This window comes from Cryobacterium melibiosiphilum, from assembly GCF_003602235.1.
In the GTDB taxonomy this organism is placed as follows: Bacteria; Actinomycetota; Actinomycetes; order Actinomycetales; family Microbacteriaceae; genus Cryobacterium; species Cryobacterium melibiosiphilum.
In genome coordinates, this window is sequence record NZ_QZVS01000094.1 from 73662 (window position 1) to 98439 (window position 24778).

Genomic DNA, 24778 nt, shown 5'->3' on the forward strand with positions numbered 1-24778 from the left:
ACCGTGACCCCGTAGGCTCGGGGTCATGAGGCTCCCCTTCACCCTGCTGATCGATCCCGTTTCCGCCGACGACGCCCGCACGGACTTTCACAACACCTTCCACGAGATGGACTCCGCCGCTCCCGCCCTGCGCGTGGGCGAGCTCAGCACCCAGCGCGGAGACGGCGTCTTCGAAACCCTGAGCATGGTGAACGGCCACCCGCAGGAGGTGGAGGCCCACATCAGCCGCCTCGCCAACTCCGCCGCGATCTGCGACCTCCCGGTGCCGAACGCCGCGCAGTGGCGCTCAGCGATCCACTACGCCGTCTCCCGGGTGCCCCACACCGGGCAGGTCGCCCTCAAGTTCGTGCTCAGCCGCGGAGTCGAGCACGGCCCCGCCCCCACCGCCTGGCTGCACGCGACCGTCGCCCCCGACTTCGCGGCCGTGCGCGAGGCCGGCGTGAAGGTCGTCACCCTCGACCGCGGCTACCCGCGCGGAGTCGCCGAACGCGCGCCCTGGCTGCTGATGGGCGCCAAGACCCTCAGCTACGCCATCAACATGGCCGCCCTGCGCGAGGCGCACCGCCGCGGCGCCGACGACACCATCTTCACCACCACCGACGGCTTCGTCATGGAAGGCCCCACCAGCAACGTCATCGTGCTCACCGGCGGCCGGTTCGTCACGCCGGCCCCGAGCGGCGCCATCCTGCACGGCACCACCCAGCAGGCCCTCTTCGAGCACCTCGAAGCCGAGGGCGAGCGAGTTGTCTACCGCGATGTGCCTCTCTCCGAGCTGCAGCGAGCGGATGCCGCCTGGCTCGTCTCGAGCGTGCGCCTGGCCGTTCCCGTCACAGCCCTCGACAATGCCGCGATGCCCGTCGACCTCGCCCGCACGCGCGCCTTCAACGAGTACCTGCTCGCCCGCACCGAGTAGCAGCCGACGGCCGCGCGGGGCCCCGGCCCGTTGCATCCGCTCGCTGGGGTCCCGCTGGTTGAGCCGCGACGAAGGAGCGGTCGAAACCTGGCGAGCCGACGTTCACACTGCGGGTGCATCGTCCTGCTTTCACGGGCGCACAGTCGGCGGCGATGTCGCGTCTTTGCCTCACCGCCTCCGCCTCCCGGCGGACTGCGGCATAACTCCTGCTGCGCGGTGCCCACGTAGCTCAGAGCCCAGTGTTTTGCTCGGCTCTCTCCTGGAGTTGGCGTGACTTGCAGGAGTTATGCGCCCGGGCACGCCCGCGACACACAAAAACGCCCCGAAACCAAACGGTTCCGGGGCGTCAAACGTGCAGTGAATCTTTAGCCGAATCGACCCGACACGTAGTCCTCGGTGGCCTGCACCTTGGGGTTCGAGAACATCGTGGTGGTGTCGTCGTACTCGATGAGCTTGCCCGGCTTGCCGGTGCCCGCGATGTTGAAGAACGCGGTGCGGTCGCTCACGCGCGAGGCCTGCTGCATGTTGTGCGTCACGATCACGATCGTGAACTCCTGCTTCATCTCTTCGATGAGGTCCTCGATCGCGAGGGTGGAGATCGGGTCGAGGGCCGAGCAGGGCTCGTCCATCAGAATCACGTCGGGCTCGACCGCGATCGCACGGGCGATGCAGAGGCGCTGCTGCTGTCCGCCCGACAGCCCCGATCCGGGCCGGTCGAGGCGGTCCTTGACCTCGTTCCAGAGGTTGGCGCCCTGCAGCGCCTTCTCGGTCAACGCATCCGCGTCGCTCTTGGACATGCGGCGGTTGTTCAGGCGCACGCCGGCGAGCACGTTCTCCTGGATAGACATGGTCGGAAACGGGTTCGGGCGCTGGAACACCATCCCCACCTGGCGGCGCACGAGCACCGGGTCGACGCCCGGGCCGTAGAGGTTGTTGCCGTCGATGAGCACTTCACCCTCGACGCGGGCGCCGGGGATGACCTCGTGCATGCGGTTGAGCGTGCGGATGAAGGTGGACTTGCCACAGCCACTCGGGCCGATGAAGGCCGTCACCGTGCGGGGTTCGATGACGAGGGAGACCCCTTCGACGGCGAGAAAGTTGGTGTAGTACACGTTGAGGTCGTTGACTTCGATGCGCTTGGACATTAAGTCCCTTTCGAGTTGATTCTAAAAGCAGGAAACAGAGAGGACTTAGCGGCCAAACTTGGGAGAGAAGATGCGGGCGATCAGGCGGGCGGCGAGGTTGAGCACCATCACGATGAGGATCAGCGTGAGCGCGCCGGCCCAGGCGCGGTCGACGTAGGCCTGCGAGTCAACACCCTGGCTCACGTACTGGTTGTAGACGAAGACCGGCAGGGTCATCATCCGCTCACTGAAGAGGTCGTAGTTCATGCTCGCGGTGAAACCGGCGATGATCAGCAGCGGGGCGGTCTCACCGATCACGCGGGCAATCGACAGCATCACGCCGGTGACGATGCCGGCGACGGATGTCGGCAGCACGACCTTCATGATGGTCAGCCATTTCGGCACTCCGAGCGCGTAGGCGGCTTCGCGCAGTTCGTTCGGCACGAGCTTGAGCATCTCTTCGCTCGAGCGCACGACGACCGGGATCATCAGCACGGCCAGCGCGATCGAGCCGCCGAATCCGAAGCGGATGCCCGGGTCGTTGAACAAAAGCGCGAAGAGGGCGAAGGCGAACAGTCCGGCGACGATCGAGGGGATACCGGTCATCACGTCGACGAAGAACGTGATGGCCCGGGCGAGGCGGCCGGTGCCGTATTCCGTCAGGTAGATCGCGCTGAGCAGCCCGATCGGCACCGATATCAGGGTGGCCATGCCGGTCACCAGCAGGGTTCCGGTGATGGCGTGCAGAACGCCGCCGCCCTCGCCGACCACGTTACGCATCGACGAGTTGAAGAACGACGGAGTGAGGAAGGCCGGCAGGCCATTCGTGACCGTGGTGATGATGATCGAGCCGAGCGGAACGAGCGAAATGATGAACGCGGACGCGACGAGCGCGGTCATCAGGCGGTCCTTGGCCTGGCGTGCGCCTTCCACCATGCGGGACAGCAGGTAGATGGCAATCAGGTAGATCACGGTGCCGAAGACGATCGTGCCGATCACGTTGAAGCCGTCGGCGACCTCGGTGACCTGCAAAACCAGGAAAACGGCACCGGCAACAACCCAGCTGGCCAGCAGAATCCAGAGCGGCGACCGTTTGGGCAGCTTGCCCGCGGTGAGCGAGTTGGTGATCGGGCGAATGATCGTGTCGGTGCTCATCAGTTGGCTCCAGAAAAAGCCTTGCGGCTGTTGATGATGACGCGGGCGATCATGTTCACGACGAGGGTGACCAGGAACAGGATCAGGCCCGTGGCGAGCAGAATGTTGACTCCGACGCCGTGCGCTTCGGGGAAGTTGAGCGCGATGTTGGCGGCGATCGTGGTCGGGTTCTCCGCCGTGAGGAGCTGGAAGATGACCTCGGCGCTGGGCGAGAGCACCATGGCGACGGCCATGGTCTCGCCAAGCGCGCGGCCGAGGCCGAGCATCGACGCGCTGATGATGCCGGGGCGACCGAAGGGCAGCACGGCCATGGAGATCATCTCCCAGCGGGTGGCACCGAGTGCGAGGGCGGCCTCTTCGTGGAGCAGCGGCGTCTGCAGAAAGATTTCGCGGCAGATGGCGGTGATGATCGGCAGAATCATGACGGCGAGAACAACCGCGACGGTCAGGATCGTTCGGCCGGTGCCGGACACCGGGCCCTCGAAGAGCGGGAACCAGCCGAACCACTCGGTCAGCGTCACGTAGAAGGGGCGCACGAGCGGCGCCAGTACGGTGATGCCCCAGAGGCCGAAGACGACCGACGGCACGGCGGCCAGCAGGTCGATGAGGTAGCCCAGGCCCTGCGCGAGCTTGCGCGGCGCGAAGTGCGAGATGAAGAGGGCGATACCGATCGCGACGGGCACTGCCATCAGCAGGGCCAGAATGGCAGCCCAGACCGTGCCGAAGACGAGGGGCCCGACGTACTCCATGAAGTTATTGGTTTCGCCCGAAAAAGCGTCGGCTTCGGCCACGAAGGCCGGCAGGCTTTCCACGAGCAGGAACAGCGCCACGGCCGCGAGCACGGCGAGGATCAGGCTGCCAGACACGACGGTGGCGGTCGAGAACACTCGGTCGCCCGGGCGTTGCCTGGCCTTTATGGTGGTGGCGGCAACTGTGGTCGTCATGCCGGGCGTCTCCTTGATATGCGTATGTCGTGCTGGTGATCTTCAGACTGGGCTCTGAGGTTCCAGACCCCAGTGTGCCCGAGCCGGGATCGCAATCCCTGCGATCCCGGTCCGGGCGACTGTGCTGTGGTGTTGTGCGGTGGCGCGGTCGAGCTACTTAAGTATGACTACTTGACGGTCGCGAGAATGGAGGCAACGTTCTCGGAAAGCTCGGCGGACAGCGGCGCGATGCCGGCGGACTCTTCGGCGACGGCCTGGCCAGCTTCGCTGGCCATGTAGGTGACGTACGCGTTGACCAGTTCGCCCTGCTCAGCGTCGGCGTACTCGTTGCAGACGATGGCATAGCTCACCAGAACGAGGGGGTACTCTTCCGGGTTGGTGGTCTGGCGGTTGAGGTCGAGTGCGAGGTCATCCGCTGCGCGACCCTCAACGAGGGGCGAGCCGGCCACAACCTCGGCCGCGGCCTCAGGGGTGTATGCGACGAACTCGTCGCCGACCTTGAGCGCGACGGTGGAGAGGTCGTTGACCTGCGAAGCGTCGGCGTAGCCGATGGTGCCCACGCCGTTGGTGACGGCGGAGACGACTCCGGAGGTGCCCTGGGCGCCTTCGCCACCGAACGGGAAGGTGTCGCTGGCTTCTTCGCCCCAGGTCGTGGAGGCCTGAGCGAGGTAGTCGGTGAAGTTCTCGGTGGTTCCCGAGTCGTCCGAGCGGTGTACGGCGGCGATGGCCAGGTCCGGCAGGGTCGCGTCGGGGTTCAGCGCGACAATCGCGGCGTCGTTCCAGTTGGTGATGGTGCCGTTGAAGATGCTCGCGAGGGTGTCAGCGTCGAGGTTGAGTTCGTCAACGCCCTCGACGTTGAAGATCACGGCGATGGGGGAGATGTAGACCGGCAGGTCGACAGCGAGGGTGTCGGGAGCGCAAGCGCCGAACTCGCCGGCGAGCTCTTCTTCGCTGAGGTAGGAGTCGGAGCCGGCGAAGCCGGAGCCGCCGGCGATGAAGGCCTCGCGACCGGCGCCCGAACCGCTCGGGTCGTAGTTGATCGTCACGTCGGGGTTGGCAATCTGGAACGCAGCAGCCCAGGCTTCCTGAGCGGCGCCCTGCGACGATGCGCCGCCGGCGTTGAGTGTTCCGGTGAGGGTGCTCTCGGCGCCATCTCCGGTGGACGCGGTGTCACCCTCGTTTGCTGCGCAGGAGGACAGGGCGATGACGGCGACGAAAGCAATGGCAGCGGGGCGGCCAAAACGCTTGAAGTTCAAGAGGATCCCTTTCAGGGGTTGTGTCGAATGCAGGACGCATCGAAACGGGGAATGCAGGCCGGTGCCGACCCGAAATAAAAACTATGCGCCGGGATTAACCAAAGAGCAGCCTGAAGGTGAACGGGAGATGAACGGCGTATAACGGCTGGCGCCGCGGCAACACTTGTTCTACCCCAGAGCTTAAAGTCGGGGGTCGTGCGTCTCGATCGCGACGATGCCCGCACTCGGGTTCTCGGCCGAGAGGTGCACGACGCTGAATCCGCCGGTTTCCAGGCTCGCGGCATCCGTCAGGTAGGCACCGTGCGTCGACCCGGTGGCCAGGGCGATCTCCCGCATGATCTCGGGCAGCACCGGTCCGTGGCTGCAGAGCACGGCGGTCTTGCGTGAGCGGATGCGCTTGCCGATCACGGTTCGCACGTCGGCGGTGCCGTCTTCGAGGGCGTCCTGGCTGATCAGCTCGGTGCGCTTGATCTCGATGCCGGTGGCCGCGGCGAGCGGTGCCACGGTCGTGACGCAGCGCGTCGCGGTGCTCGAGATGATGCGCTGGGGGCGCCAGGCGGTGATCGTCTCGACGACGCTCGCCGCCTGCTTCACGCCGCGATGGGTCAGCGGGCGGCTACTGTCCGGGCCGTCCCAGCTGCGCGGAACGGCCTTGCCGTGCCGCAGCGCGATGAGCGCGAAGGTGCGCGTCACGCCGGCGTCGACGAGGCGTTCGAAGGACTCGAGAATCTCCACGTCGGGCTTGTAGCTGAGATAGGTACGCGCCTTCTTGATGGTCACCCACTCGATGGCGGCCACCTCGCCGTTGGGCACGAAGGTCGAGCGCTGGATCGCTTCCGGGCTGACCTCCGCCGCCCAGTAGTGCACGATCTTGTCGCGGCCGTCGCTGAGCGGGTAGGTGCTGATGCCGAGCGGCACTCCGAGGGCGAGGTCGAGACCGGTCTCCTCCTGCACCTCGCGCACGGCGGTACGCGGCAGGGATTCGCCCGGGTCGACCTTGCCCTTGGGAATGGTGACATCGCCGTGTACGGTGCGGTGGATCAGCAGGATCAGGATGCGTCCTTCGACCAGGCGCCAGCACACGGCGCCAGCGGCGAAGACTGCCGGTTCACTCATCGGCGGGCCGAGGGACGCTTGCGGCGGGAGATCTGCTGCATCAGGCGATTCTGGATGTCGTCGAGCTGGCCGCCCTTGTCGTCCTTATCGTGCCGGGTCCATTCGCCGGTGTTGCCGTCCAGCCACCACGACGATGTGCGCTCGTCCATCGCGCGGTCGAACAGGTTGTCGACCTCGCTCAGGTGCGCCGGGTCGACCAGGCGAATCAGGGCCTCGACACGACGGTCGAGGTTGCGGTGCATCATGTCGGCGCTGCCGATGAAGAGCTGGGTGTCGCCGAGGTTGTGGAACGAGAACACCCGGGAGTGCTCGAGGTACCGGCCGAGGATCGAACGAACACGGATGCTCTCACTCATGCCCACCACGCCGGGCTTCAGGCTGCAGATGCCGCGCACCCAAATGTCGATCGGCACGCCGGCCTGGCTCGCCCGGTACAGGGCATCGATGATGTCCTCATCGACCATGGAGTTGACCTTGATGCGGATGCCCGACGGCTTGCCCTGCAGGGCAAAGTCCATCTCGGTGGCGATGTTCTTCAGCAGCGCCTTGCGCAGGTGCAGCGGCGCGACGAGCAGGCGCTTGAACTTCTTCTCGATGGCATACCCGGAGAGTTCGTTGAACAGGCGGGTGAGGTCTTTGCCCACCTGAGCATCCGCGGTCAGCAGGCCGAGGTCTTCGTAGATGCGGCTGGTTTTCGGGTTGTAGTTTCCGGTGCCGACGTGGCTGTAGTGACGCAGCACCCCCTTCTCGTAGCGCACCACGAGGGCGAGCTTGCAATGGGTCTTGAGGCCCACGAGTCCGTAGACGACGTGCACGCCGGCTTTTTCGAGCTTGCGCGCCCAGGTGATGTTGGCCTGCTCGTCGAAGCGGGCCTTGATCTCGACCAGGGCGAGCACCTGCTTGCCGGCGTCGGCGGCCGCGATCAGCGCGTCGACGATGGGGCTGTCACCGCTCGTGCGGTAGAGCGTCTGCTTGATGGCGAGCACGTTCGGGTCGGCCGCGGCCTGCTCGAGAAAGGCCTGCACGCTCGTCGCGAACGATTCGTAGGGGTGGTGCAGCAGAATGTCGCGCTGCGCGATCGAGCTGAAAATGTCCGGTTCGGCGTTCGGTTCGCCCGGCAGCAGCTGCACGCTCGTGGTGGGAACGTGCTTGGCGTAGTGCAGCTCGGGGCGGTCGATGCGCAGCGAGAACAGGCCGCCGAGGTCGAGCGGCGCGGGCAGGTGGTAGACCTCCTGCTCGGTGACGTCGAGCTCGCGCACGAGCAGGTCGAGGGTGACCTCGTCCATGTCCTCGGTGACCTCGAGGCGAATCGGCGGGCCGAACCGGCGGCGCAGCAGCTCCTTCTCGAGGGCCTTGATCAGGTTCTCGGTCTCGTCCTCGTCGATTTCGACGTCTTCGTTGCGGGTGACGCGAAAAACGTGGTGTTCGAGAATTTCCATGCCCGGAAACAGGTCGCCAAGCTGGTTGGCAATGAGGTCTTCGAGCGCGATGTAGCGGATGCTGTCGGGCGACTCGGTGCGGTCCACCCGCACGAAACGCGGCAGCATGGGCGGCACCTTGAGGCGCGCGAACTCTTGCTTGCCGGTCTTCGAGTTGCGCACCCGTACGGCGAGGTTGAGAGAGAGCCCCGAGATATAGGGAAACGGATGCGCCGGGTCGACCGCGAGCGGCATCAGCACCGGAAAAATCTGGTTGGAGAAATACGTGCGCAGCGAGCGGCGGTCGGCGTCGTTCAGGCTCTGCCAGTCGACGACGTCGATGCCGGCCTCGGCCATCGCCGGGCGCACGAGGTCGTGGAACGCGAGCGCGTGGCGGGCCTGCAGCGCGTGGGCGTGGGCGGCGATGTCGGTCAGCACGTCCTGTGGGGCGCGTCCCACGTTGGTGGGCACGGCGAGCCCGGTGAGGATGCGGCGCTTCAGGCCGGCGACGCGCACCATGAAGAACTCGTCGAGGTTGCTCGCGAAAATGGCGAGAAAATTCGCCCGCTCGAGCACCGGCAGTGTCGGGTCTTCGGCCAATTCGAGCACCCGCTGGTTGAACGCGAGCCAGCTCAACTCCCGATCAAGGTACCGATCGCTGGGCAGCGCCGGGTCCAACTTTCCGATGATCGGGTCGAAATCGTCATCAAAGTCTGTGCCGAGACCGGAGTCTGCCTGGGTTGTATCGCCGTCCATCTGACCATCCTTACACCGTGCGCCGCGCTCATTAGCCGATCTGGGTGAACATTCCGCTAACCCGTGCTGTGCTCGCCCCTGCGGCGGTACTGCACGTCGATCGTGAAGTCGGTGAATCCGAGCGAGCGATACAGGTGCACCGGGCCGAGGCTGTCCGCCTCCACGTAAAGCGCCGCGGTGCGGCAGCCACGTTCCCGCAACCGGGCGAGTCCGGCCTGCATCAGCGTGCGCCCGAGACCCTGTCCGGCAGCATCCGGATGCACGCCGATGACGTAGATCTCACCGAGGTCAGCCTCGACCTTGAGCCAGTTGTAACCGACCAGGCGTCCCAAGGCATCGCGCACGACCAGAAAATCGCCGGCCTCAAACCACGGTTCGTGCTGCCGGTCCGCGAGGTCGGAGAGGGTCATGCTGCCCTGCTCCGGGTGGTCGGCGAACACGAGGGCGTTCAGCTCCACCCAATCGGCGTCATCACGGCCCGGGCGGAAGGCCTCGATCGCGGGGCCGGGGGCCTCCGTCGGCCCAACCTCGCTCGGGGGCGCCTCGGGCGCGTCGCCGAGCCCGAGGCGCAGCTGCAGCAGGGTTCGTGCGGCGTCGAATTGGTAACGATCTGCCAGCGCCCGCGCGCCGGGGTGGTCACCGTGGGCCCAGGCGGTGCTCACGGCGTTCAGGCCGCCGCCATTCGCGTCGTCGAGCACCACGTTCAGCAGGGCCGTCGCGACGCCCTGGCGGCGGTGATCGGGGTGCACGACCAGATCGAGCTCGCCGCTGCCGAGCACCACGAGCGCGGTGTCCAGGGCGACGGAATCAATGTCGGCCGTCGCGATCCACGCCCGGCGGGTTCCGGCCGCGAGGTCGAACAGCGCCTGCTCGTTGAGTGGGGCATAACCGTCGACGTGTTCCGCCGCGGTGGCGAGCTGCTGCACGCGGGCCGCGGAGGCGGCATCCGCATAACTGATGGCGTTGAGGCGGGGCTGGGGGCTGAAGCTAGGCAACGGAGTTGGGGACCCGTTCGTCGTTTTCTTCGTGCAGGTTGAAGCGGTAGCCCACGTTGCGCACGGTGCCGATCAAAGATTCCTGGTCACCGAGCTTGGCGCGCAGCCGCCGCACGTGCACGTCGACGGTGCGGGTGCCCCCGAAGTAGTCGTAGCCCCACACCTCGCTCAGCAGCTGCTCGCGGGTGAACACGCGACTGGGATGCGCGGCCAGAAAGCGCAGCAGCTCGAACTCCTTATAGGTGAGGTCGAGCGGTTTGCCGTGCACCTTCGCCGAATAGCTGGCCTCGTCGATGACGACGCCGGCAGCCCGAATCGTGTTGCTGGTTTCGGTGCGGGCCGCACGTCCCGCGGCGAGGCGGATGCGGGCATCCACTTCGGCGGGCCCGGCGGTGTCGAGCACGACGTCGTCGACGCCCCAGTCCGGGGACACGGCGGCGAGGCCGCCCTCGGTGATCACGAGCAGGAGCGGCACCGAAATGCCGGTCGTGCGCAGAATCTGGCACAGCGATTTCGCGGCGGCGAGACTCACTCGGGCGTCAACCAGAATGAGGTCCGATTCGGGCGCGGCGATGAGCTGATCCGCCTGTGCCGGAATGTAGCGCGTGCTGTGCGACAGCAGGGCAAGGGCGGGGAGTACGTCACTGTGGACCGCCGAGGTAAGGATCAAAAGCTGCGCCACGGGGCCTCCAAACGTCTTGACGTCATCCTAGCGTGCCGAAAAATCACCCCCCGGCAGGCACAATAGAAGGGTGAACGTGCAGCAGAGCAACCAGCAGGGCAATGAACCGGGCGATTCCTCCGCACACCGGCAGCCCGCCGGTTCGCGCCGGAGCCAGCAGCGATCGATCGTCGCCGTCTGGCTGCTGGCCGTCGTCGGCGCGGTGCTGACGGCCGTGCTGTCCGATCCCGCCGAGCGCCTGACCTGGATCGGGCTGACCCTGGCCGGATGCACCCTGGCCACCCTCAGCCTGCAGATCGCCGCCGGCGAAAAGGTCGGCTACGTCAGCCGGGTCACCTCGAGCATCACCGGGGCGGTCGTCGTGCTCGCCGTCGCCACCGGAATCTTCGCGCTGCTGGGCCTCGGCTCGTAAGCCACTCGGTCGCTGCGCTCGCTGCCCGCGCACCACTAGACTCCAAACATGTCGCTGCTCGCAATTGAACTCTTCTTCCTGGGTCTCCTCGCACTAGCCAGCCTGTCGATCGCCTGGGTTTCCGGCCTCGTCGTGGTCAAGCTGTTCCGGGGGCAGCGGTAATCCCCATGCGTGAGTATTGCCGTGCGTGAACTGCCTGTCGGCCTGCCGAGCGAACTGGTTCCGCTGTCCTGGCTGATCGGAGTCTGGGAGGGTTCCGGTGTGCTCGAGTACAAGATCGGCGACGAGTCGGTCAGCCGCACCTTCGGCCACCGCCTGAGTTTCAGCCACGACGGCCTGCCGCACCTGAACTACAGCTCTTACACCTGGCTTGAGCCCGAGGAACCCGCCGACACCGAGTCGACCGGCTCAGAAGCGACGGATGCCGCATCCCCCGACGCCCGCCCGGCCTCCTCATCGGACGCCGCCCCCGACTTCGGCACCGAGGTCGACAGCGACGGCAAGACGCCGCTCGTCACCGAGACCGGTTACTGGCGCCTCAGCCGCACGCAGGGCGACGGCGACCCCGGGCCCGGCATGCTGCCGCCCCAGGGCGATCGCCCCTTCACCTCGGCGGCCGCGGTCGAAACCCTGCGCAACCGTGACGGCGGCTTCGACATCGAGGTCTCGCTCGTGCACCCCGGCGGCGTCGTCGAGCTCTACCTCGGCCAGGTCAAGGGCCCCCGCATCGACCTGGCGACGGATGCCGTGCTGCGCACCGCCGGTGCCAAACCCTACGTGGCTGCCACCCGCCTCTACGGGCTCGTCGACAACCACCTGCTCTGGGCCTGGGACATCGCGGCCCTCGGCCAGGACCTGCGCACCCACGCCTCCGGGCGCCTCGCCCGCGTCGAGTAGCTCGTACCCGTTCACGAGTGAGCATTTTCTGCACTTCCCGAGCTCGGGAAGTGCAGAAACTGCTCACTCGCGAGTAACGCGGGAGCTCCCGCCACTCGGCTGTCAGTTGAGCGGGGCACAATGGAGGGGTGCCCGGGTCTCGACCACCGGGCGAAAGCGAGCGTCATGACCGAGGCATCCGTCACCCCCATCGTCACTCCGACCGTTTCGGGCGCCGTGTCGCCGCTGCTCGAGCTGCCGGGCGCCGTGCAGGCGCAGGGCGCCGACGCCGGCGTCGCCGCGCACTACGGCAACCCCATGATCGAGCAGCGTTCGCTGCTGGCCGGCACCGCCATCGTCGACCTGTCGCAGCGCGGCGTGCTGAGTGTGTCCGGCCCCGATCGCCTGACCTGGCTGAACTCCATCGCGAGCCAGGAGGTACGCAGCCTTGCGCCCGGGGTCGCCACCGAGATGCTGCTGCTCGACCCGTCGGGGCACCTCGAATACGCCATGCGGGTGCTCGACGACGGCGTCGAAACCTGGCTGCTGGTTGAGGCGGCCGAACTGCCCGGCCTGCAGGCCTGGCTCGATCGCATGAAGTTCATGCTGCGGGTGCAGATCGTCGACCACACGCTCGCCTACGCCACGATCGGCACCATGGCCAGCGCGCCGCTGGCCGTGGGCCTCGAGCCGGCCGCGCCGAACGGCGTGCCGCTCGCCTGGCTCGACCCGTGGACCGGCGTCACCGCGGGCGGTTACCAGTACGCCGAAGCGGCCACGCACCCCGGCACGAGCTGGCACTACACCGAGGTGCTCGTGCCGCGCGACTCGCTCGCCGCCCTGCGCGACAGCATCGCCGCCGGCACGCTCACGCACGAAGCCCCGGTCGTTCCCGCCGGCCTGCTGGCCCTGGAAGCCCTGCGTATCGCCGCGTGGCGTCCCCGCCGGGCGATGGAGGTCGACGACAAGACCCTCCCTCACGAGCTCGACTGGCTGCGCACCGCGGTGCACCTGAGCAAGGGCTGCTACCGCGGGCAGGAGACCGTCGCCAAGGTGCACAACCTCGGCCACCCGCCGCGCCGCCTGGTCATGCTGCACCTCGACGGCTCCGAGGGCGTGCTGCCCGTGCACGGCGACCCCGTGCAGGCCGACAAGCTGCGGCCTGAGGGCGAGGCTGAACGGGTGGTTGTGGGCCAGATCACCTCGAGCGCGATCCACTACGAACTCGGCCCGATCGCCCTCGCCGTGATCAAGCGCACGGTTCCGGCCACGAGCACGCTGTACGTCGAGTCGCAGTATGCCGATTCGCAGAACGTGACGCAGACCGTGTCGATCTCGGCCAGCCAGGAGGTCATCGTGCCGCAGTCCGCGGGCAGCGTCGCCGACATCCCGCGCCTGCCCCGCCTCGGTGTTCGTCGATAGAGCGCGCTGAGAGGGTGCGCCGCTAGAGTGGGGAGCATGGCTGCTCCCTACACACTCATCCTTCTTCGGCACGGACAAAGCACGTGGAATCAGGAGAACCTGTTCACCGGCTGGGTCGACGTTCGCCTGAGCGAACAGGGCGTCACCGAGGCCACGCGCGCCGGTGTCTTGCTGAAAGACGCGGGCCTGCTGCCCGACGTCCTGCACACCAGCGTGCTGAGCCGCGCGATCCAGACCGCGAACCTCGCCCTCGAATCCGCCGACCGCATGTGGATCGACGTGAAGCGCTCCTGGCGTCTCAACGAGCGCCACTACGGCGGCCTGCAGGGGCTCGACAAGGCGGCCACCCAGGCCAAGTTCGGCCAGGAGCAGTTCATGCTCTGGCGTCGTTCCTATGACACCCCGCCGCCCGTGCTCGCCGACGACTCCGAGTTCTCGCAGGTGGACGACGCCCGCTACGCCGGCCTCGGCGCCGACCTGCCCCGCACCGAATGCCTCAAAGACGTCGTCGAGCGGATGCTGCCCTACTGGCACGCAGACATCACCGACGACCTGCGCGCCGGCAAGACCGTGCTCGTGACCGCCCACGGCAACTCGCTGCGCGCGCTCGTCAAGCACCTCGACGGCATCTCCGACGACGCCATCGCGGGCCTCAACATCCCCACCGGCATCCCGCTGGTCTACAAGCTCGGCGAGGATTTCATGCCGCTCGGCCCGGGGGAGTACCTCGACCCCGAAGCCGCTGCCGCCGGAGCCGCCGCCGTCGCCGCCCAGGGCGCCAGCAAGTAGCACCGGGCTCCACGCAAAACCCCCCCGTTCTCGACGAGAACGGGGGGTTTTTCTGTGCCGGTGTGCCGGTTAGCGGGTGTGCGCTTCGATCTCTTCCGGCTTCCAGTCGCCGGTGTAGAGGTACTGCACCTTTTTCGCGATGGAGACGGCGTGGTCTGCGAAACGCTCGTGGTAACGGCTGGCGAGGGTGGCGTCGACGGTGTCGCTCGCCTCGCCCTGCCAGGCCGCGCCGAGGACCGCGTCGAACACGCTGAGGTGCAGGGCATCCACCTTGTCGTCCTCGTTGCGGATGATGTCGGCGAGTTTCACGTCCTGCGTGGTGAGCATCTCGGTGAGCATCGTCGCAATGACGACGTCGAGCGCGCCCATCTCGGCGAAGGTGCCGCGGAGGTTCTTCGGGATCACCTTGTCGGGAAAACGGTAGCGGGCGAGCTGGGCGATGTGCGTGGAGAGGTCGCCCATCCTTTCGAGCGAGGCGCTGATGCGCAGCGCGCTGACGACGATGCGCAGGTCGCGGGCGACCGGCTGCTGGCGGGCGAGGATGGTGATGGCGAGTTCGTCGAGTTCGATCGAGAGCTTGTCGATCTGCTCGTCGGCGCTGATCGCCTCTTCGGCGAGGGCGACATCGGACTCGTTGAACGCGCGGGTTGCGCGTTCGATAGAGACCGTGACCAGACCGGCGATCTCGGCGAGCCGGCGCTGCACCTCCGCGAGCTCCTGTTGAAATACTTCACGCATGGGTGTAATCCTTCCTGTGCGCGCACATGTGCGAGCCTGTGAGACCCGCGGGCCCGAACGAGTCGGCGAGATCAGATCGTGCCGACTAAAGCTTCTTACCGGCCAATTCTGTCGACTGAACGTTAACAGTTGGTGCCGGGAATCTGAACAGTGTTAACCGTACTGTGCCTAGGCAGCGGGTGCGGCAGTAAGTCCGACTGAAAGATCAGTAATCTGGACTAATGGAATCGACGTGGCTGGTGCTGCTCTTATTGGCACTCGGACTGCTCGTCGGCGCCGGGTTCGTCACGCTGTTGCACATGGCCGAGCGGCAGGGACGTCGGGCGGTCAACGTCGTGCGCCCCGAGGTGCCCGACGGCATCGACCAGGTGCTTGATGCGCTCGAAAGCGCCGGCATCGTGCTCGACCCCTCGAATAACGTGATCAAGACTTCGCCGGGTGCCCTCACGATGGGGCTCGTGGTCAAGCAGCAGCTGGTGCACCCGCAGCTCACCGAACTCGTCGGCCGGGTTCGCCGTACCGGGGAGACCCTCTCGGAGGACATCGTGCTCTCCCGCGGGCCGTTCGGCGACGGGAGCATGCGCTTCCGCGTGCGGGTGGCTCGCCTGGGCACCCGTTTTGTACTCCTCCTGGCCGAAGACCGCACCGAATCGTTCCGCCTCGACGAGGTGCGCCGGGACTTCGTCGCCAACATCAGCCACGAACTCAAAACTCCGATCGCGGCCGTCGGCCTGCTCGCCGAGGCGCTCAGCCATGCCGCGGATGAACCGGTGCAGGTTCGCCGTTTCGCCACCCGGTTGACGACGGAGTCGGCCCGGCTCGGACGGTTGACCCAGGAGATCATCGAACTGTCCCGGTTGCAGGCGCAGGACGTGCTCGCCGAACCGGAGTACCTGTCCATCGACGACATCGTGGCGGCCGCCGTCGACCAGAACCGGGTCGTCGCCGAGATGGAACAGATCACGATCGTGATCGGCAAGAAGTCGAAGGCGCGGGTCTACGGCGACGAGCAGCTGCTGATCGTGGCGATTCACAACCTCGTGGCCAACGCCGTGCACTACTCCGGTGAGGGATCCCGCGTCGGCGTCGGCGTGCGCCGTAACCAGGGCATCGTCGAGATCACCGTGACCGACCAGGGCGTCGGCATCCCCGAAGCCGACCTCGACCGGGTGTTCGAGCGTTTCTTCCGGGTGGACTCCTCCCGGTCGCGGCACACCGGCGGCACCGGCCTCGGCCTGTCCATCGTCAAGCACGTCGTGCAGAACCACGGCGGCGACATCCGGGTCTGGTCGCAGTCTGGCAGCGGCTCCACCTTCACCATCCGCCTCCCTGAGGCCACCCCACCCGCCTCGGCGGCGACAGGAGATACCCCGTGACCCGCATCCTTTTGGTCGAAGACGAGAGCGCGCTCAGTGAACCGCTGAGCTTTCTGCTCGAACGTGAAGGGTACGAGATCACCGTGGCCGAAGACGGCCCGAGCGCGATCGCAGAGTTCGACCGGGCCGGAAGCGACCTGATCCTGCTCGACCTGATGCTCCCCGGCATCCCGGGCACCGAGGTCTGCCGGGAGATTCGCGGCCGGTCGACGGTGCCGATCATCATGCTCACGGCCAAGGACTCCGAGGTCGACATCGTCGTGGGCCTCGAGCTCGGCGCCGACGACTACGTGACCAAGCCGTACTCCACGCGCGAGCTGCTCGCGCGCATCCGTGCGGTGCTGCGACGTCGCCTGGACGCCGGCAGCGACGACGAGAACGTGCTGAGCGCCGGCACCGTGCGCATGGACATCGAACGGCACACTGTCGCGGTGTCCGGCGAACTGGTGAATATGCCGTTGAAGGAATTCGAACTGCTCGAGTTCCTGCTGCGGAATGCCGGCCGGGTGCTGACGCGTGGCCAGCTCATCGACCGGGTCTGGGGCACGGACTACTTCGGTGACACCAAGACCCTCGACGTGCACATCAAACGCATCCGCTCACGCATCGAGGCCACGCCGTCGAACCCCACGATGCTCGTCACCGTGCGCGGGCTCGGCTACCGCTTCGAGGCCTGACCTCACCCTGCGCGCCCTCCCTGTTCCGCGAGTGAGCAGTTCCGCGAGTGAGCAAAAAATGCACTTCCCGGGCCCGGGAAGTGCATTTTTTGCTCACTCGCGTGAGGTAGACGGATGCGCGGCGCGGGTTAGGGCGCGGTGGTCGCGGTCGGCGTCGGCGTGGCCGAGGGCGTCGCGGCGGCGGTCGGGGTTGCTGTCGGGGTCGGCTCGACCGGCACCAGCGAGGAGTAGACATCCATCGACCCGTCAAGGATCGGCATCAGCAGCTCAACGCCGGTCTCGTTGCCGTACTGCAAGAATACGGGGAAGAGCGCACCGGGCTGGGAATCGATGTTCTCGAGCACGATCTCCGGCTCGTCGGTCGATCCGAGCGTCACGGTGGTCAGTGCGGCGATGGTCTCGCGGGCGGTGACCTTCTCGCCATCCGCTTCGTACTGCACGTTGAGCTGCACGGCCTTGTCGCTCAGGTTGACCACCGAGAGCAGCAGGTTGGCGGTGTCGCCGTCGTCGGAGAGCAGGATCGCGTTGCGGAACTCGAGCTCGCCGACCGTGCCGCTGACTCCGTCGCTCGCGTCATAGGCGATCGAGGTGGCCTGGGTGGCGGTGAAGCCGCACCCGGCGGTGCCGAGGGCAACGCCCGCCATCAGCACGACGGATGCCGCGATTCGCGTTCGCGTCTTCACAGTTCGCGTCAACACAGAGAGACCTCCACAACCGTGCGGCGTTCGACCGGGGTGGCGAGGGCGCGACAGAAATTTGATTTAACTGTAGCCTAGCGGCGCGTGGCGACCCGGAGACAACCATCTGCATCCGCTGCGGCCAACGCCGCGCCCGAAAACGCAGCTGGTGGCGGCGCAGGGTGAAGGCCGCACCTTACCACCTCTGGATGTGGTATCATAGACGTCGCTGAAGGGATATCCATACATGCTGTTTGAGGTTGGCGAAACTGTCGTATATCCCCATCACGGAGCTGCGACCATCACCGAGGTGAAAACCCGCATCATCAAGGGTGAAGAAAAGTTGTACCTGAAGCTCAACGTCACTCAGGGCGACCTCACCATTGAAGTGCCGGCCGAAAACGTCGACCTCGTCGGAGTGCGTGACGTCATCGGTCAGGAGGGCCTCGACAAGGTCTTCGAAGTGCTGCGGGCCCCGTTCACCGAAGAGCCCACGAACTGGTCCCGCCGGTACAAGGCGAACCTCGAGAAGCTTGCCTCCGGCGATGTGATCAAGGTGTCCGAGGTCGTGCGCGACCTGTGGCGCCGCGATCAGGACCGCGGGCTGTCCGCCGGTGAGAAGCGAATGTTGGCCAAGGCCCGCCAGATTCTGATCAGTGAGCTGGCCCTCGCCGAAAAGACCGATGAAGACAAGGCCTCCACCGTTCTCGACGAGGTTCTCGCGTCCTGACCGTTCCCGTTTTCGCTGAAGGCGGCGCCGGAAGGTGCCGCCTTTTGCATGCCTGCCCCTCAGCTCGACAACTGCCCCGCCACCCCGACCAGATAGCGCCCCGCCATGACTGATTCCCCCGCCCCGCTCGTCGCGGTCATCGTGGTCGCCGCCGGCAGCGGAACCCGGCTCGCCGCAGGCCAGCCGAAGGCGTTCGTGCCGCTGCAGGGCCAGCCCATGCTCGCGCATGCGCTTCGAGGGGTCACCGGCATGCGGGAACCCGCGCAGATCATCCTCGTCGTGCCCGCCGACCGCGTGGTGGAAGCGCGACAGATCGCCGCCGGAGTGAACATCCGCGCAGAAGCGGATCCCTCCGTCTCCGCGCCGGTCTCCGCATTGGACCTCGAGGTCGTCGTGGGGGGCAGCAGCCGCCAGGAATCCGTGCAGCGGGGCCTGGCCCGGCTTCACCCGAGCGTCGAAATCGTGCTCGTGCACGACGCCGCCCGGGCGCTCACGCCCTCGGCACTGGCCGACGCCGTCGTCGACGCCGTGCGCGCCACCGGCCACGGAGTGATCCCGGGCCTGGCCGTGAGCGACACGATCAAGCGTGTCGCCGAAACCGCCGCCGACGCGTCACAGTTGGGCACCGTGCTCGGCACCGTCGACCGCTCCGAGCTGGCCGCCGTGCAGACCCCACAGGGATTTCCCCGCCACGTACTCATCGCCGCCGTTGCCGCGGCGTCGCCCGAGATGACCGACGACGCGGCCATCGTCGCCGCCGCCGGCCATCCGGTACGCGTGATCGCGGGGCATCCGCTCGCCTTCAAAATCACGACCCGCGCCGACCTCGACCGGGCCGAGCACCTGCTGGCCGCCGCGCGCACCCCGCGATCCAGCCCGGTGTTCGACGCCACCCCGCGCATCGGCACCGGCCTCGACGTGCACGCCTTCGACGACGCCTCCCCGCTCTGGCTGGCCGGCCTGCACTGGCCGGGGGAGCAGGGCCTCTCCGGCCACAGCGACGGCGACGCGGCCGTGCACGCGATCTGCGACGCCCTGCTGTCGGCGGCCGGCCTCGGCGACATCGGCACCATCTTCGGCACCGACGACCCGCGCCTCGTCGACGCGCACGGCGACGTCTTCCTGCGCGAGACCCTCGCCCTCGTGCACGCGGCCGGTTTTCGGGTGGGCAACGTCTCGGTGCAGATCATCGGCAACCGGCCCAAGCTCAGCCCGCGCCGTGCCGAAGCGCAAAGCCTGCTCAGCGGCATCCTCGACGCCCCGGTGAACGTGTCGGCGACGACGACGGATGCGCTCGGGTTCACCGGCCGCGGCGAGGGCGTGGCGGCCCTCGCGAGCGCAGTTCTCGTGCCGCGAGATGTCGCGCTCCCCGCAGGCTCAGGGCCGGGCCGGGCCAACGACCTAAACTTGGGCCTGTGACTATGCGACTCTACGATTCGAAGGCCCAGGCGCTTCGCGACTTCACCCCCCTCATCCCGGGCAAGGTCGGTATCTACGTCTGCGGTCCCACCGTGCAGTCGAGCCCGCACATCGGCCATCTGCGCAGCGCCCTGGTCTACGACCAGCTGCGGCGCTGGCTGAACTACCGCGGCAACGACGTCACCTTCGTGCGCAACGTCACCGACATCGACGACAAGATCCTCGCCAACGCGGCCGGCGGCGCGGCGGCCTCGGGGTCGACCGAAGAGTGGTGGGCCCTCGCCTACCGGTTTGAGCTCGAGTTCACGGCGGGCTACGACCGCCTCGGCATCCTGCCGCCCACCTACGAGCCGCGCGCCACCGCGAGCGTGCAGCAGATGCAGGACATCATCGCCCGACTCATCGATCGCGGCCACGCCTACCCGGCCGGCGACGGGTCGAGCGACGTCTATTTCGACACCCGCAGCTGGCCCGCCTACGGCGAGCTGACCCGGCAGGGCCTGGACAACATGGAACAGGCGACGGATGCCGACCCGCGCGGCAAACGCGACCCCCACGACTTCGCCCTCTGGAAGGGGCACAAACCGAGTGAGCCGTTGTCGGCCGCCTGGGAATCCCCGTGGGGTGCCGGGCGCCCCGGCTGGCACATCGAGTGCTCCGCCATGTCGGCACGGTACCTGGGCGCCGAGTTCGACATCCACGGCGGCGGCCTGGACCTGCGCTTTCCGCACCACGAGAACGAGCTGGCCCAGTCCACGGCGGCCGGCGACGGCTTCGCCCGATACTGGGTTCACAATGGCCTCGTCAATGTCAACGGCCAGAAGATGAGCAAGTCCCTCGGCAACTCGGTCTTCGCGGCTGAACTGCTCGAGAAGGCCCGTGCCATCGTCGTGCGCTATTACCTCGGCGCCGCCCACTACCGCTCGACCATCGATTACCACGACGGCTCGCTCATCGAAGCCGAAGCCGCGCTCGAGCGCATCGAGAGCTTTCTCGACCGCGCCGACCGGCGCCTCGCCGACACCCGGTTCGCCGGGTCAGGAGTGGAACGCGTGCCCGACGACTTCGCCGAGGCGATGGACGACGACCTCGCCGTGCCGCAGGCCCTCGGGGTGCTGCACGACACCGTGCGCGCCGGCAACGCCGCGCTCGACGCCGAGGACTGGCGGGAGGCGGCATCCGCTCGCGGAGCCGTGCTCGCGATGAGCGAAGTGCTCGGCATCAACCCGCTCGCGCCGGGCTGGGCGGTCTCGACCGACCAGCCCGCCATGGTGGCCCTCACCGCGCTCGTGGAGCGACTGCTCCTCGACCGCGACACCGCCCGACAGGGGCGCAATTTTCAGGCAGCAGACCGAATCCGGGACGAACTCGTCGCCGCCGGAATTACTATCGAAGACACCCCCTCGGGTGCGCATTGGAGTTTTGACTAATGAAGAACACAGACCGCAAGGCACGCACCGGGTCCGTGCGCAAGGGAAGCCGCGGCGGCCAGGTCGGCTCCGGCGGCCAGGGACGCCAGGCACTCGAGGGCCACAAGCCCACCCCGAAGGCGGAAGACCGCCCGTACCACCCCGCCGGCAAGCGCAAGGCCGCGGCCGAGCGCTTCACCGCGGCCGGCGGCACCCGCTCGGGCGGCGGCTCCGGCGGCTCCTACGGCAACTCCGAGGGTTCCGGCGACGGTGCCTCCCGTGACGGTGGCCGCGGCGGCGCTCCGTCGCGCGGCGCTGCTCCCTCCAGGGGAGCTGCTCTGTCCAGGGGATACAAAGGCGTGAACAAGGGCGGCACCCGTGGTGCCAGCCAGGGCGCCCAGCGCGGCACCGGCAACACCGGTGGCGGCGGCACCTCCACGCGTCGCGCCAAGCAGATCGACGAGCATGAGATCGTCACCGGCCGCAACTCGGTCGTCGAGGCGCTGCGCGCCAAGATCCCCGCAAACGCCCTGTACATCGCGGCGCGCATCGAGGTGGACGAGCGCGTCAAAGAGGTGTTGCTCATGGCGACCAGCCGCAACATCCCGATCCTCGAGGTCATGCGCCCCGAGCTCGACCGTCTCGCCGGCCGCGACGCCGTGCACCAGGGGCTCGCGCTCAAGGTTCCGGCCTACGAGTACGCCCACCCGATGGAACTGCTCGAACTGACCATCAGCCGCGGCCACAAGCCGCTGTTCGTGGCCCTCGACGGCATCACCGACCCGCGCAACCTGGGCGCGATCATCCGCTCGACCGCCGCCTTCGGTGGCCACGGCATCATCGTGCCGCAGCGCCGTTCCGTCGGCGTGACCGCCTCAGCCTGGAAGACCTCGGCCGGCGCCGCGGCCCGCACCCCCGTCGCCATGGCCAGCAACCTCACCCAGACGCTCAAGTCGCTCAAGGAGCAGGGCGTGTTCGTGCTCGGCCTCGACGGCGGTGGCGACGTGCAGTTGCCCGAGCTCGGCCAGGGCTTCGCGGAACGCCCGATCGTGATCGTCGTCGGCAGCGAGGGCAAGGGCCTGTCCCGCCTCGTCACCGAGACCTGCGACGCGATCGTCTCGATTCCGATCAACGCCTCGACCGAGTCGCTGAACGCCGGAATCGCCGTGGGCGTCACGCTCTACGAGGTGTCCCGTCTGCGCGCGCAGATCAAGGCCGCGAAGGATGCCGCCAAGCTCGCCAAATAGCACCAGCACCAGCACCAGCACCACCCGCACCACCCGCACTACCCGGTCGGTCGGGGTTTCTCCCCGGCCGACCGTGAGCCGATCAAGCCTGTGTCCTGCGAGGGGACGCATCCGTGTACCGACGTCAGGATCCACCCCGTGAGAGCCCTTCGACTGTTCATCGATGTCATTCGGGGGGCCCTCATCGGCGTCGCCGAGATCATCCCGGGGGTGAGCGGCGGCACGATCGCGCTCATCGTCGGCGTCTACGGCACGCTCATCGGCTCGGCCGGGCACCTCGTGCGGGGCGTCGTGCGCGGGGTCACCGACGGCGTCCGGGGTCGAGGTTTCGCCGCCGCGAAGCAGCACTGTGCGCAGGTGCAACTGCGCGTGCTGGTCCCCGTCGCCGTCGGCATGGTCGTGGCCGTTCTCGTCGCGGCGCGACTGCTCGCGCCGCTGATCGACGCGCATCCCGAAGAGACCCGGGCGCTGTTCGCCGGGCTCATCGTCGTGTCGCTGATCGTGCCGATTCGGATGGTCGGCGGGCGCTGGACCGCTCGGGAGGTGCTCGCCGCCGTTGCGGCCGCCATCCTGACCTTCGGGCTCACGAGCATTCCCTCGGCCCCAACCGCCGACCCGAACCTTCTGGTCGTGGTTCTCGCGGCGGCGGTCGCGATCTGCGCCCTCGTGCTGCCGGGGGTGTCGGGGTCGTTCCTGCTGCTCACTGTCGGGCTGTACGCGCCCACCCTCGAGGCCGTCAACGACCGTGACCTGGCCTATATCGGCGCATTCGCGCTCGGAGCCGTGCTGGGCCTCAGCCTGTTCGTGTCGGGGCTGGAGTGGCTGCTCGAGCACAAGCACCGCATCACGCTGGCGATCATGACCGGGCTGATGGTCGGCTCGCTGCGGTCGTTGTGGCCGTGGCAGGGCGAAACCGGCGCGCTGCTGCCCGCCGGTGACAATGTGGGCCTCGCCGTGGGCATGTTCGCGATCGGCATCGTGATCGTCGCCGTGCTGATCGTCGTCGAGTCGGCCCTCGTGCGGCGCCGGGTCGCCGACGGCGAGGACGTGCTCGAGCCCGCACGCCCCGCGACCTGACCCACCCAGATGCGGCCCGTCGGGCGTGTCACTGCTTCGCGGCACTCGTCGTGTCGGCCGGCACTCGTTGGAACGAGTGCCGCGAGAGCCAACGAGTGCCGCGACAGTGCTCGGTCGCCCGAACGAGTGCCGCGACAGTGCTCGGTCGCCCGAACGAGTGCCGCGTGGCCAAACGAGTGCCGCGACGAGGGAGAAGCTCCGGTTAGACCTTGAGCTTCCAGTCCTCGTCGGGGGTCGCGCCGCCGATGACGCTGATCGGCATGGTGATGGAGCCGGTTGGCGGGTCGATCACGGTGGCCTCGTCGCGGCGGTGACGCAACACGTCCTGCACGTACGAGGTCACGGCCTCGGCGAGCGGGATGTCGCGCGACTGGTTCTGCGCCATGAACCATCGGTGGTCGAGCAGCTGGTGGAAGACTTCGGCACGCTCCAGCTTTCCGCGCAGGTCGACGGGGATCGCGCGCACGACCGGTTCGAAGACGCGCACGAGCCACTCATGGGCGACCATTTCCTCATCGCTGTCGGGCTCCCCGTAGGCGGCCCGATAGGAGTCGAGGTCGTTGAGCAGCCGGCGGGCCTGGTTTTCCTCGGCGTCGAGGCCGGTGAGGCGCAGCAGACGGCGCTGGTGGTGACCGGAGTCGACGACCTTCGGCTGGATGCGCACCTTGGTGCCGGCGTCATCCGTTTTGATGGAAAGCTCCTCGATGTCGAAGCCCAGGTGATTGAGGCGCTCCACGCGTTCCGCGATGCGCCAGCGTTCGGAACTGGCGAACGATTCAGAACTCGTGAGCTCCTTCCAAAGCAGCCGATAGGCGGCGACTATGCCGTTGCTCACCCGGATGGGGTCCAGCTCGTCTGCGACCCGGCCGCCGGCCTCGAGGTCCATCAGTTCCCCGGCAATGTTGACCCGGGCGATCTCGAGGTCGTTCTCGCGTTGGCCGTTACTGAGGCCGCCGCTATACAGCTGGCCGGTCTCGGCGTCGACGAGGTAGGCCGCGAAGGCACCCGCGTCGCGGCGAAACAGTGTGTTCGACAGCGACACGTCGCCCCAGAAGAAGCCGATCATGTGCACGCGCACAAGAAGCACCGCGAGGGCGTCCACGAGGCGGGTGGCGGTGTCGGGCCGCAGGGTGTGGGAGTAGAGAGCCCGATACGGCAGGGAGAATTTCAGGTGCCGGGTGACCAGCACCGAGTTGAGCGGGTCGAGGTCTTCGTCGCTGCGATTGGTGATGAACGCGACCGGCTCGACGCAGGGGATCTCGAGGTTCTGCAGCCGACGGAGCATGTCGTACTCGCGCTTGGCCATCTCGGCCGTGGTCTCCTTGATCGCCACGACGTGGCCGCTCAGGTGCGCGAAGCGCACGAGGTGGCGGGAGATACCCTTCGGGAGCGACGCGATCGACTCGTTCGGCCAGGCGTCCAGCGGAAGGTGCCACGGCAGGTCGAGAAGGGCCGAATCGGCCAGTGCTGAGGTGATGCTGAGGGAACCGCTCATGAAGAGAGCCTAACTGCTTGCCACAATGTGCTTGGGGTGTGCCGGCGCGAGGCCAAGGCGGGTGCACCAACGGCC

At 67.5% G+C, this 24778-nt stretch carries 23 protein-coding genes; 12 read left to right on the top strand and 11 right to left on the bottom strand.

Annotated features, from left to right (window positions below; all coding sequences use genetic code 11):
• Nucleotides 1-25 precede the first annotated feature (25 nt).
• A complete protein-coding gene (locus D6T64_RS17895; protein WP_119976041.1) occupies nucleotides 26-913 on the top strand; it encodes an aminodeoxychorismate lyase in 888 nt (295 codons plus the stop codon).
• Between the two features lie 365 nt (nucleotides 914-1278).
• Here D6T64_RS17895 and pstB read toward each other — a convergent pair whose 3' ends face one another.
• The 8 genes from pstB to D6T64_RS17935 form a co-directional block, all read right to left on the bottom strand.
• Entirely contained in the window at nucleotides 1279-2058 is a 780-nt protein-coding gene (gene pstB / locus D6T64_RS17900; RefSeq protein ID WP_119976042.1) for a phosphate ABC transporter ATP-binding protein PstB, read from the bottom strand.
• Nucleotides 2059-2103: 45 nt separating this feature from the next.
• Nucleotides 2104-3192, bottom strand: coding sequence for a phosphate ABC transporter permease PstA (gene pstA / locus D6T64_RS17905; RefSeq protein WP_119976043.1), 1089 nt, complete (start codon nucleotides 3190-3192; stop codon nucleotides 2104-2106).
• The gene (pstC, locus tag D6T64_RS17910) at nucleotides 3192-4136 is read right to left on the bottom strand and encodes a phosphate ABC transporter permease subunit PstC (protein WP_119976044.1); all 945 of its coding nucleotides are present in this window, start codon (nucleotides 4134-4136) and stop codon (nucleotides 3192-3194) included. The genes pstA and pstC overlap by 1 nt, the downstream gene beginning before the upstream one ends.
• Before the next feature lie 167 nt (nucleotides 4137-4303).
• A complete protein-coding gene (gene pstS / locus D6T64_RS17915; protein WP_119976045.1) occupies nucleotides 4304-5392 on the bottom strand; it encodes a phosphate ABC transporter substrate-binding protein PstS in 1089 nt (362 codons plus the stop codon).
• A gap of 180 nt (nucleotides 5393-5572) precedes the next feature.
• Nucleotides 5573-6508 (bottom strand): NUDIX hydrolase, encoded by a 936-nt coding sequence (locus D6T64_RS17920; RefSeq protein WP_119976046.1) that lies wholly within the window; start codon nucleotides 6506-6508, stop codon nucleotides 5573-5575.
• Nucleotides 6505-8682 carry an RNA degradosome polyphosphate kinase gene (locus D6T64_RS17925; RefSeq protein ID WP_119976047.1) on the bottom strand — a complete coding sequence of 726 codons (2178 nt, stop codon included), beginning with the start codon at nucleotides 8680-8682 and terminating at the stop codon, nucleotides 6505-6507. Before D6T64_RS17925 ends, D6T64_RS17920 begins: the two co-directional genes overlap by 4 nt.
• A 56-nt stretch (nucleotides 8683-8738) precedes the next feature.
• Nucleotides 8739-9677 (bottom strand): mycothiol synthase, encoded by a 939-nt coding sequence (gene mshD / locus D6T64_RS17930; protein WP_119976048.1) that lies wholly within the window; start codon nucleotides 9675-9677, stop codon nucleotides 8739-8741.
• A complete protein-coding gene (locus tag D6T64_RS17935; RefSeq protein ID WP_119976049.1) occupies nucleotides 9670-10359 on the bottom strand; it encodes a response regulator transcription factor in 690 nt (229 codons plus the stop codon). Before D6T64_RS17935 ends, mshD begins: the two co-directional genes overlap by 8 nt.
• A gap of 70 nt (nucleotides 10360-10429) precedes the next feature.
• Between D6T64_RS17935 and D6T64_RS17940 the strand changes: the two genes are divergently transcribed.
• From D6T64_RS17940 to D6T64_RS17955, 4 genes are all read left to right on the top strand, one after another.
• On the top strand, nucleotides 10430-10771 hold the full coding sequence (locus D6T64_RS17940) for a hypothetical protein (RefSeq protein WP_119976050.1): 342 nt from the start codon (nucleotides 10430-10432) through the stop codon (nucleotides 10769-10771).
• A 183-nt stretch (nucleotides 10772-10954) separates the two neighbouring features.
• On the top strand, nucleotides 10955-11668 hold the full coding sequence (locus D6T64_RS17945; protein ID WP_119976051.1) for a nitrobindin family protein: 714 nt from the start codon (nucleotides 10955-10957) through the stop codon (nucleotides 11666-11668).
• A gap of 165 nt (nucleotides 11669-11833) precedes the next feature.
• The gene (gene ygfZ / locus D6T64_RS17950) at nucleotides 11834-13069 is read left to right on the top strand and encodes a CAF17-like 4Fe-4S cluster assembly/insertion protein YgfZ (protein ID WP_119976052.1); all 1236 of its coding nucleotides are present in this window, start codon (nucleotides 11834-11836) and stop codon (nucleotides 13067-13069) included.
• A 36-nt stretch (nucleotides 13070-13105) separates the two neighbouring features.
• Nucleotides 13106-13858, top strand: coding sequence for a phosphoglyceromutase (locus D6T64_RS17955; RefSeq protein WP_119976053.1), 753 nt, complete (start codon nucleotides 13106-13108; stop codon nucleotides 13856-13858).
• A gap of 69 nt (nucleotides 13859-13927) precedes the next feature.
• Here the strand turns inward: D6T64_RS17955 and phoU are convergent, their stop codons facing one another.
• Nucleotides 13928-14596, bottom strand: coding sequence for a phosphate signaling complex protein PhoU (gene phoU, locus D6T64_RS17960; protein WP_119976054.1), 669 nt, complete (start codon nucleotides 14594-14596; stop codon nucleotides 13928-13930).
• Nucleotides 14597-14817: 221 nt separating this feature from the next.
• Between phoU and D6T64_RS17965 the strand changes: the two genes are divergently transcribed.
• Together D6T64_RS17965 and D6T64_RS17970 are read left to right on the top strand one after the other, a co-directional pair.
• Nucleotides 14818-15972, top strand: a complete 1155-nt coding sequence (locus D6T64_RS17965) for a sensor histidine kinase (protein ID WP_119976055.1) — start codon at nucleotides 14818-14820, stop codon at nucleotides 15970-15972.
• Nucleotides 15969-16649 (top strand): response regulator transcription factor, encoded by a 681-nt coding sequence (locus D6T64_RS17970; RefSeq protein ID WP_119976056.1) that lies wholly within the window; start codon nucleotides 15969-15971, stop codon nucleotides 16647-16649. The genes D6T64_RS17965 and D6T64_RS17970 overlap by 4 nt, the downstream gene beginning before the upstream one ends.
• Nucleotides 16650-16777: 128 nt before the next feature.
• On the opposite strand, the gene D6T64_RS17980 is transcribed toward D6T64_RS17970, so the two are convergent.
• Nucleotides 16778-17332, bottom strand: coding sequence for a hypothetical protein (locus tag D6T64_RS17980; RefSeq protein ID WP_119976058.1), 555 nt, complete (start codon nucleotides 17330-17332; stop codon nucleotides 16778-16780).
• A 241-nt stretch (nucleotides 17333-17573) separates the two neighbouring features.
• Between D6T64_RS17980 and D6T64_RS17985 the strand changes: the two genes are divergently transcribed.
• From D6T64_RS17985 to D6T64_RS18005, 5 genes are all read left to right on the top strand, one after another.
• Entirely contained in the window at nucleotides 17574-18056 is a 483-nt protein-coding gene (locus tag D6T64_RS17985; RefSeq protein ID WP_119976059.1) for a CarD family transcriptional regulator, read from the top strand.
• Nucleotides 18057-18161: 105 nt separating this feature from the next.
• The gene (ispD, locus tag D6T64_RS17990) at nucleotides 18162-19475 is read left to right on the top strand and encodes a 2-C-methyl-D-erythritol 4-phosphate cytidylyltransferase (RefSeq protein WP_119976060.1); all 1314 of its coding nucleotides are present in this window, start codon (nucleotides 18162-18164) and stop codon (nucleotides 19473-19475) included.
• A complete protein-coding gene (gene cysS, locus D6T64_RS17995) occupies nucleotides 19472-20905 on the top strand; it encodes a cysteine--tRNA ligase (protein WP_119976061.1) in 1434 nt (477 codons plus the stop codon). The genes ispD and cysS overlap by 4 nt, the downstream gene beginning before the upstream one ends.
• Nucleotides 20905-22131: a 23S rRNA (guanosine(2251)-2'-O)-methyltransferase RlmB gene (gene rlmB / locus D6T64_RS18000; RefSeq protein ID WP_119976062.1), complete on the top strand. Its 1227-nt coding sequence runs from the start codon at nucleotides 20905-20907 to the stop codon at nucleotides 22129-22131. Before cysS ends, rlmB begins: the two co-directional genes overlap by 1 nt.
• A 138-nt stretch (nucleotides 22132-22269) precedes the next feature.
• Nucleotides 22270-23208: a DUF368 domain-containing protein gene (locus D6T64_RS18005; protein ID WP_119976063.1), complete on the top strand. Its 939-nt coding sequence runs from the start codon at nucleotides 22270-22272 to the stop codon at nucleotides 23206-23208.
• 202 nt (nucleotides 23209-23410) lie between these two features.
• Here D6T64_RS18005 and D6T64_RS18010 read toward each other — a convergent pair whose 3' ends face one another.
• The gene (locus tag D6T64_RS18010) at nucleotides 23411-24703 is read right to left on the bottom strand and encodes a DUF4032 domain-containing protein (protein ID WP_119976064.1); all 1293 of its coding nucleotides are present in this window, start codon (nucleotides 24701-24703) and stop codon (nucleotides 23411-23413) included.
• Between the last annotated feature and the right edge of the window lie 75 nt (nucleotides 24704-24778).

What these genes read in the sequence shown, in the direction of transcription:
- D6T64_RS17895 (WP_119976041.1), top strand. Translation starts at nt 26, where the DNA reads ATGAGGCTCCCCTTCACCCTGCTGATCGATCCCGTTTCCGCCGACGAC.
- pstB (WP_119976042.1), bottom strand. Translation starts at nt 2,058, where the DNA reads ATGTCCAAGCGCATCGAAGTCAACGACCTCAACGTGTACTACACCAAC.
- pstA (WP_119976043.1), bottom strand. Translation starts at nt 3,192, where the DNA reads ATGAGCACCGACACGATCATTCGCCCGATCACCAACTCGCTCACCGCG.
- pstC (WP_119976044.1), bottom strand. Translation starts at nt 4,136, where the DNA reads ATGACGACCACAGTTGCCGCCACCACCATAAAGGCCAGGCAACGCCCG.
- D6T64_RS17920 (WP_119976046.1), bottom strand. Translation starts at nt 6,508, where the DNA reads ATGAGTGAACCGGCAGTCTTCGCCGCTGGCGCCGTGTGCTGGCGCCTG.
- D6T64_RS17925 (WP_119976047.1), bottom strand. Translation starts at nt 8,682, where the DNA reads ATGGACGGCGATACAACCCAGGCAGACTCCGGTCTCGGCACAGACTTT.
- ygfZ (WP_119976052.1), top strand. Translation starts at nt 11,834, where the DNA reads ATGACCGAGGCATCCGTCACCCCCATCGTCACTCCGACCGTTTCGGGC.
- D6T64_RS17955 (WP_119976053.1), top strand. Translation starts at nt 13,106, where the DNA reads ATGGCTGCTCCCTACACACTCATCCTTCTTCGGCACGGACAAAGCACG.
- phoU (WP_119976054.1), bottom strand. Translation starts at nt 14,596, where the DNA reads ATGCGTGAAGTATTTCAACAGGAGCTCGCGGAGGTGCAGCGCCGGCTC.
- D6T64_RS17965 (WP_119976055.1), top strand. Translation starts at nt 14,818, where the DNA reads ATGGAATCGACGTGGCTGGTGCTGCTCTTATTGGCACTCGGACTGCTC.
- D6T64_RS17985 (WP_119976059.1), top strand. Translation starts at nt 17,574, where the DNA reads ATGCTGTTTGAGGTTGGCGAAACTGTCGTATATCCCCATCACGGAGCT.
- ispD (WP_119976060.1), top strand. Translation starts at nt 18,162, where the DNA reads ATGACTGATTCCCCCGCCCCGCTCGTCGCGGTCATCGTGGTCGCCGCC.
- rlmB (WP_119976062.1), top strand. Translation starts at nt 20,905, where the DNA reads ATGAAGAACACAGACCGCAAGGCACGCACCGGGTCCGTGCGCAAGGGA.
- D6T64_RS18010 (WP_119976064.1), bottom strand. Translation starts at nt 24,703, where the DNA reads ATGAGCGGTTCCCTCAGCATCACCTCAGCACTGGCCGATTCGGCCCTT.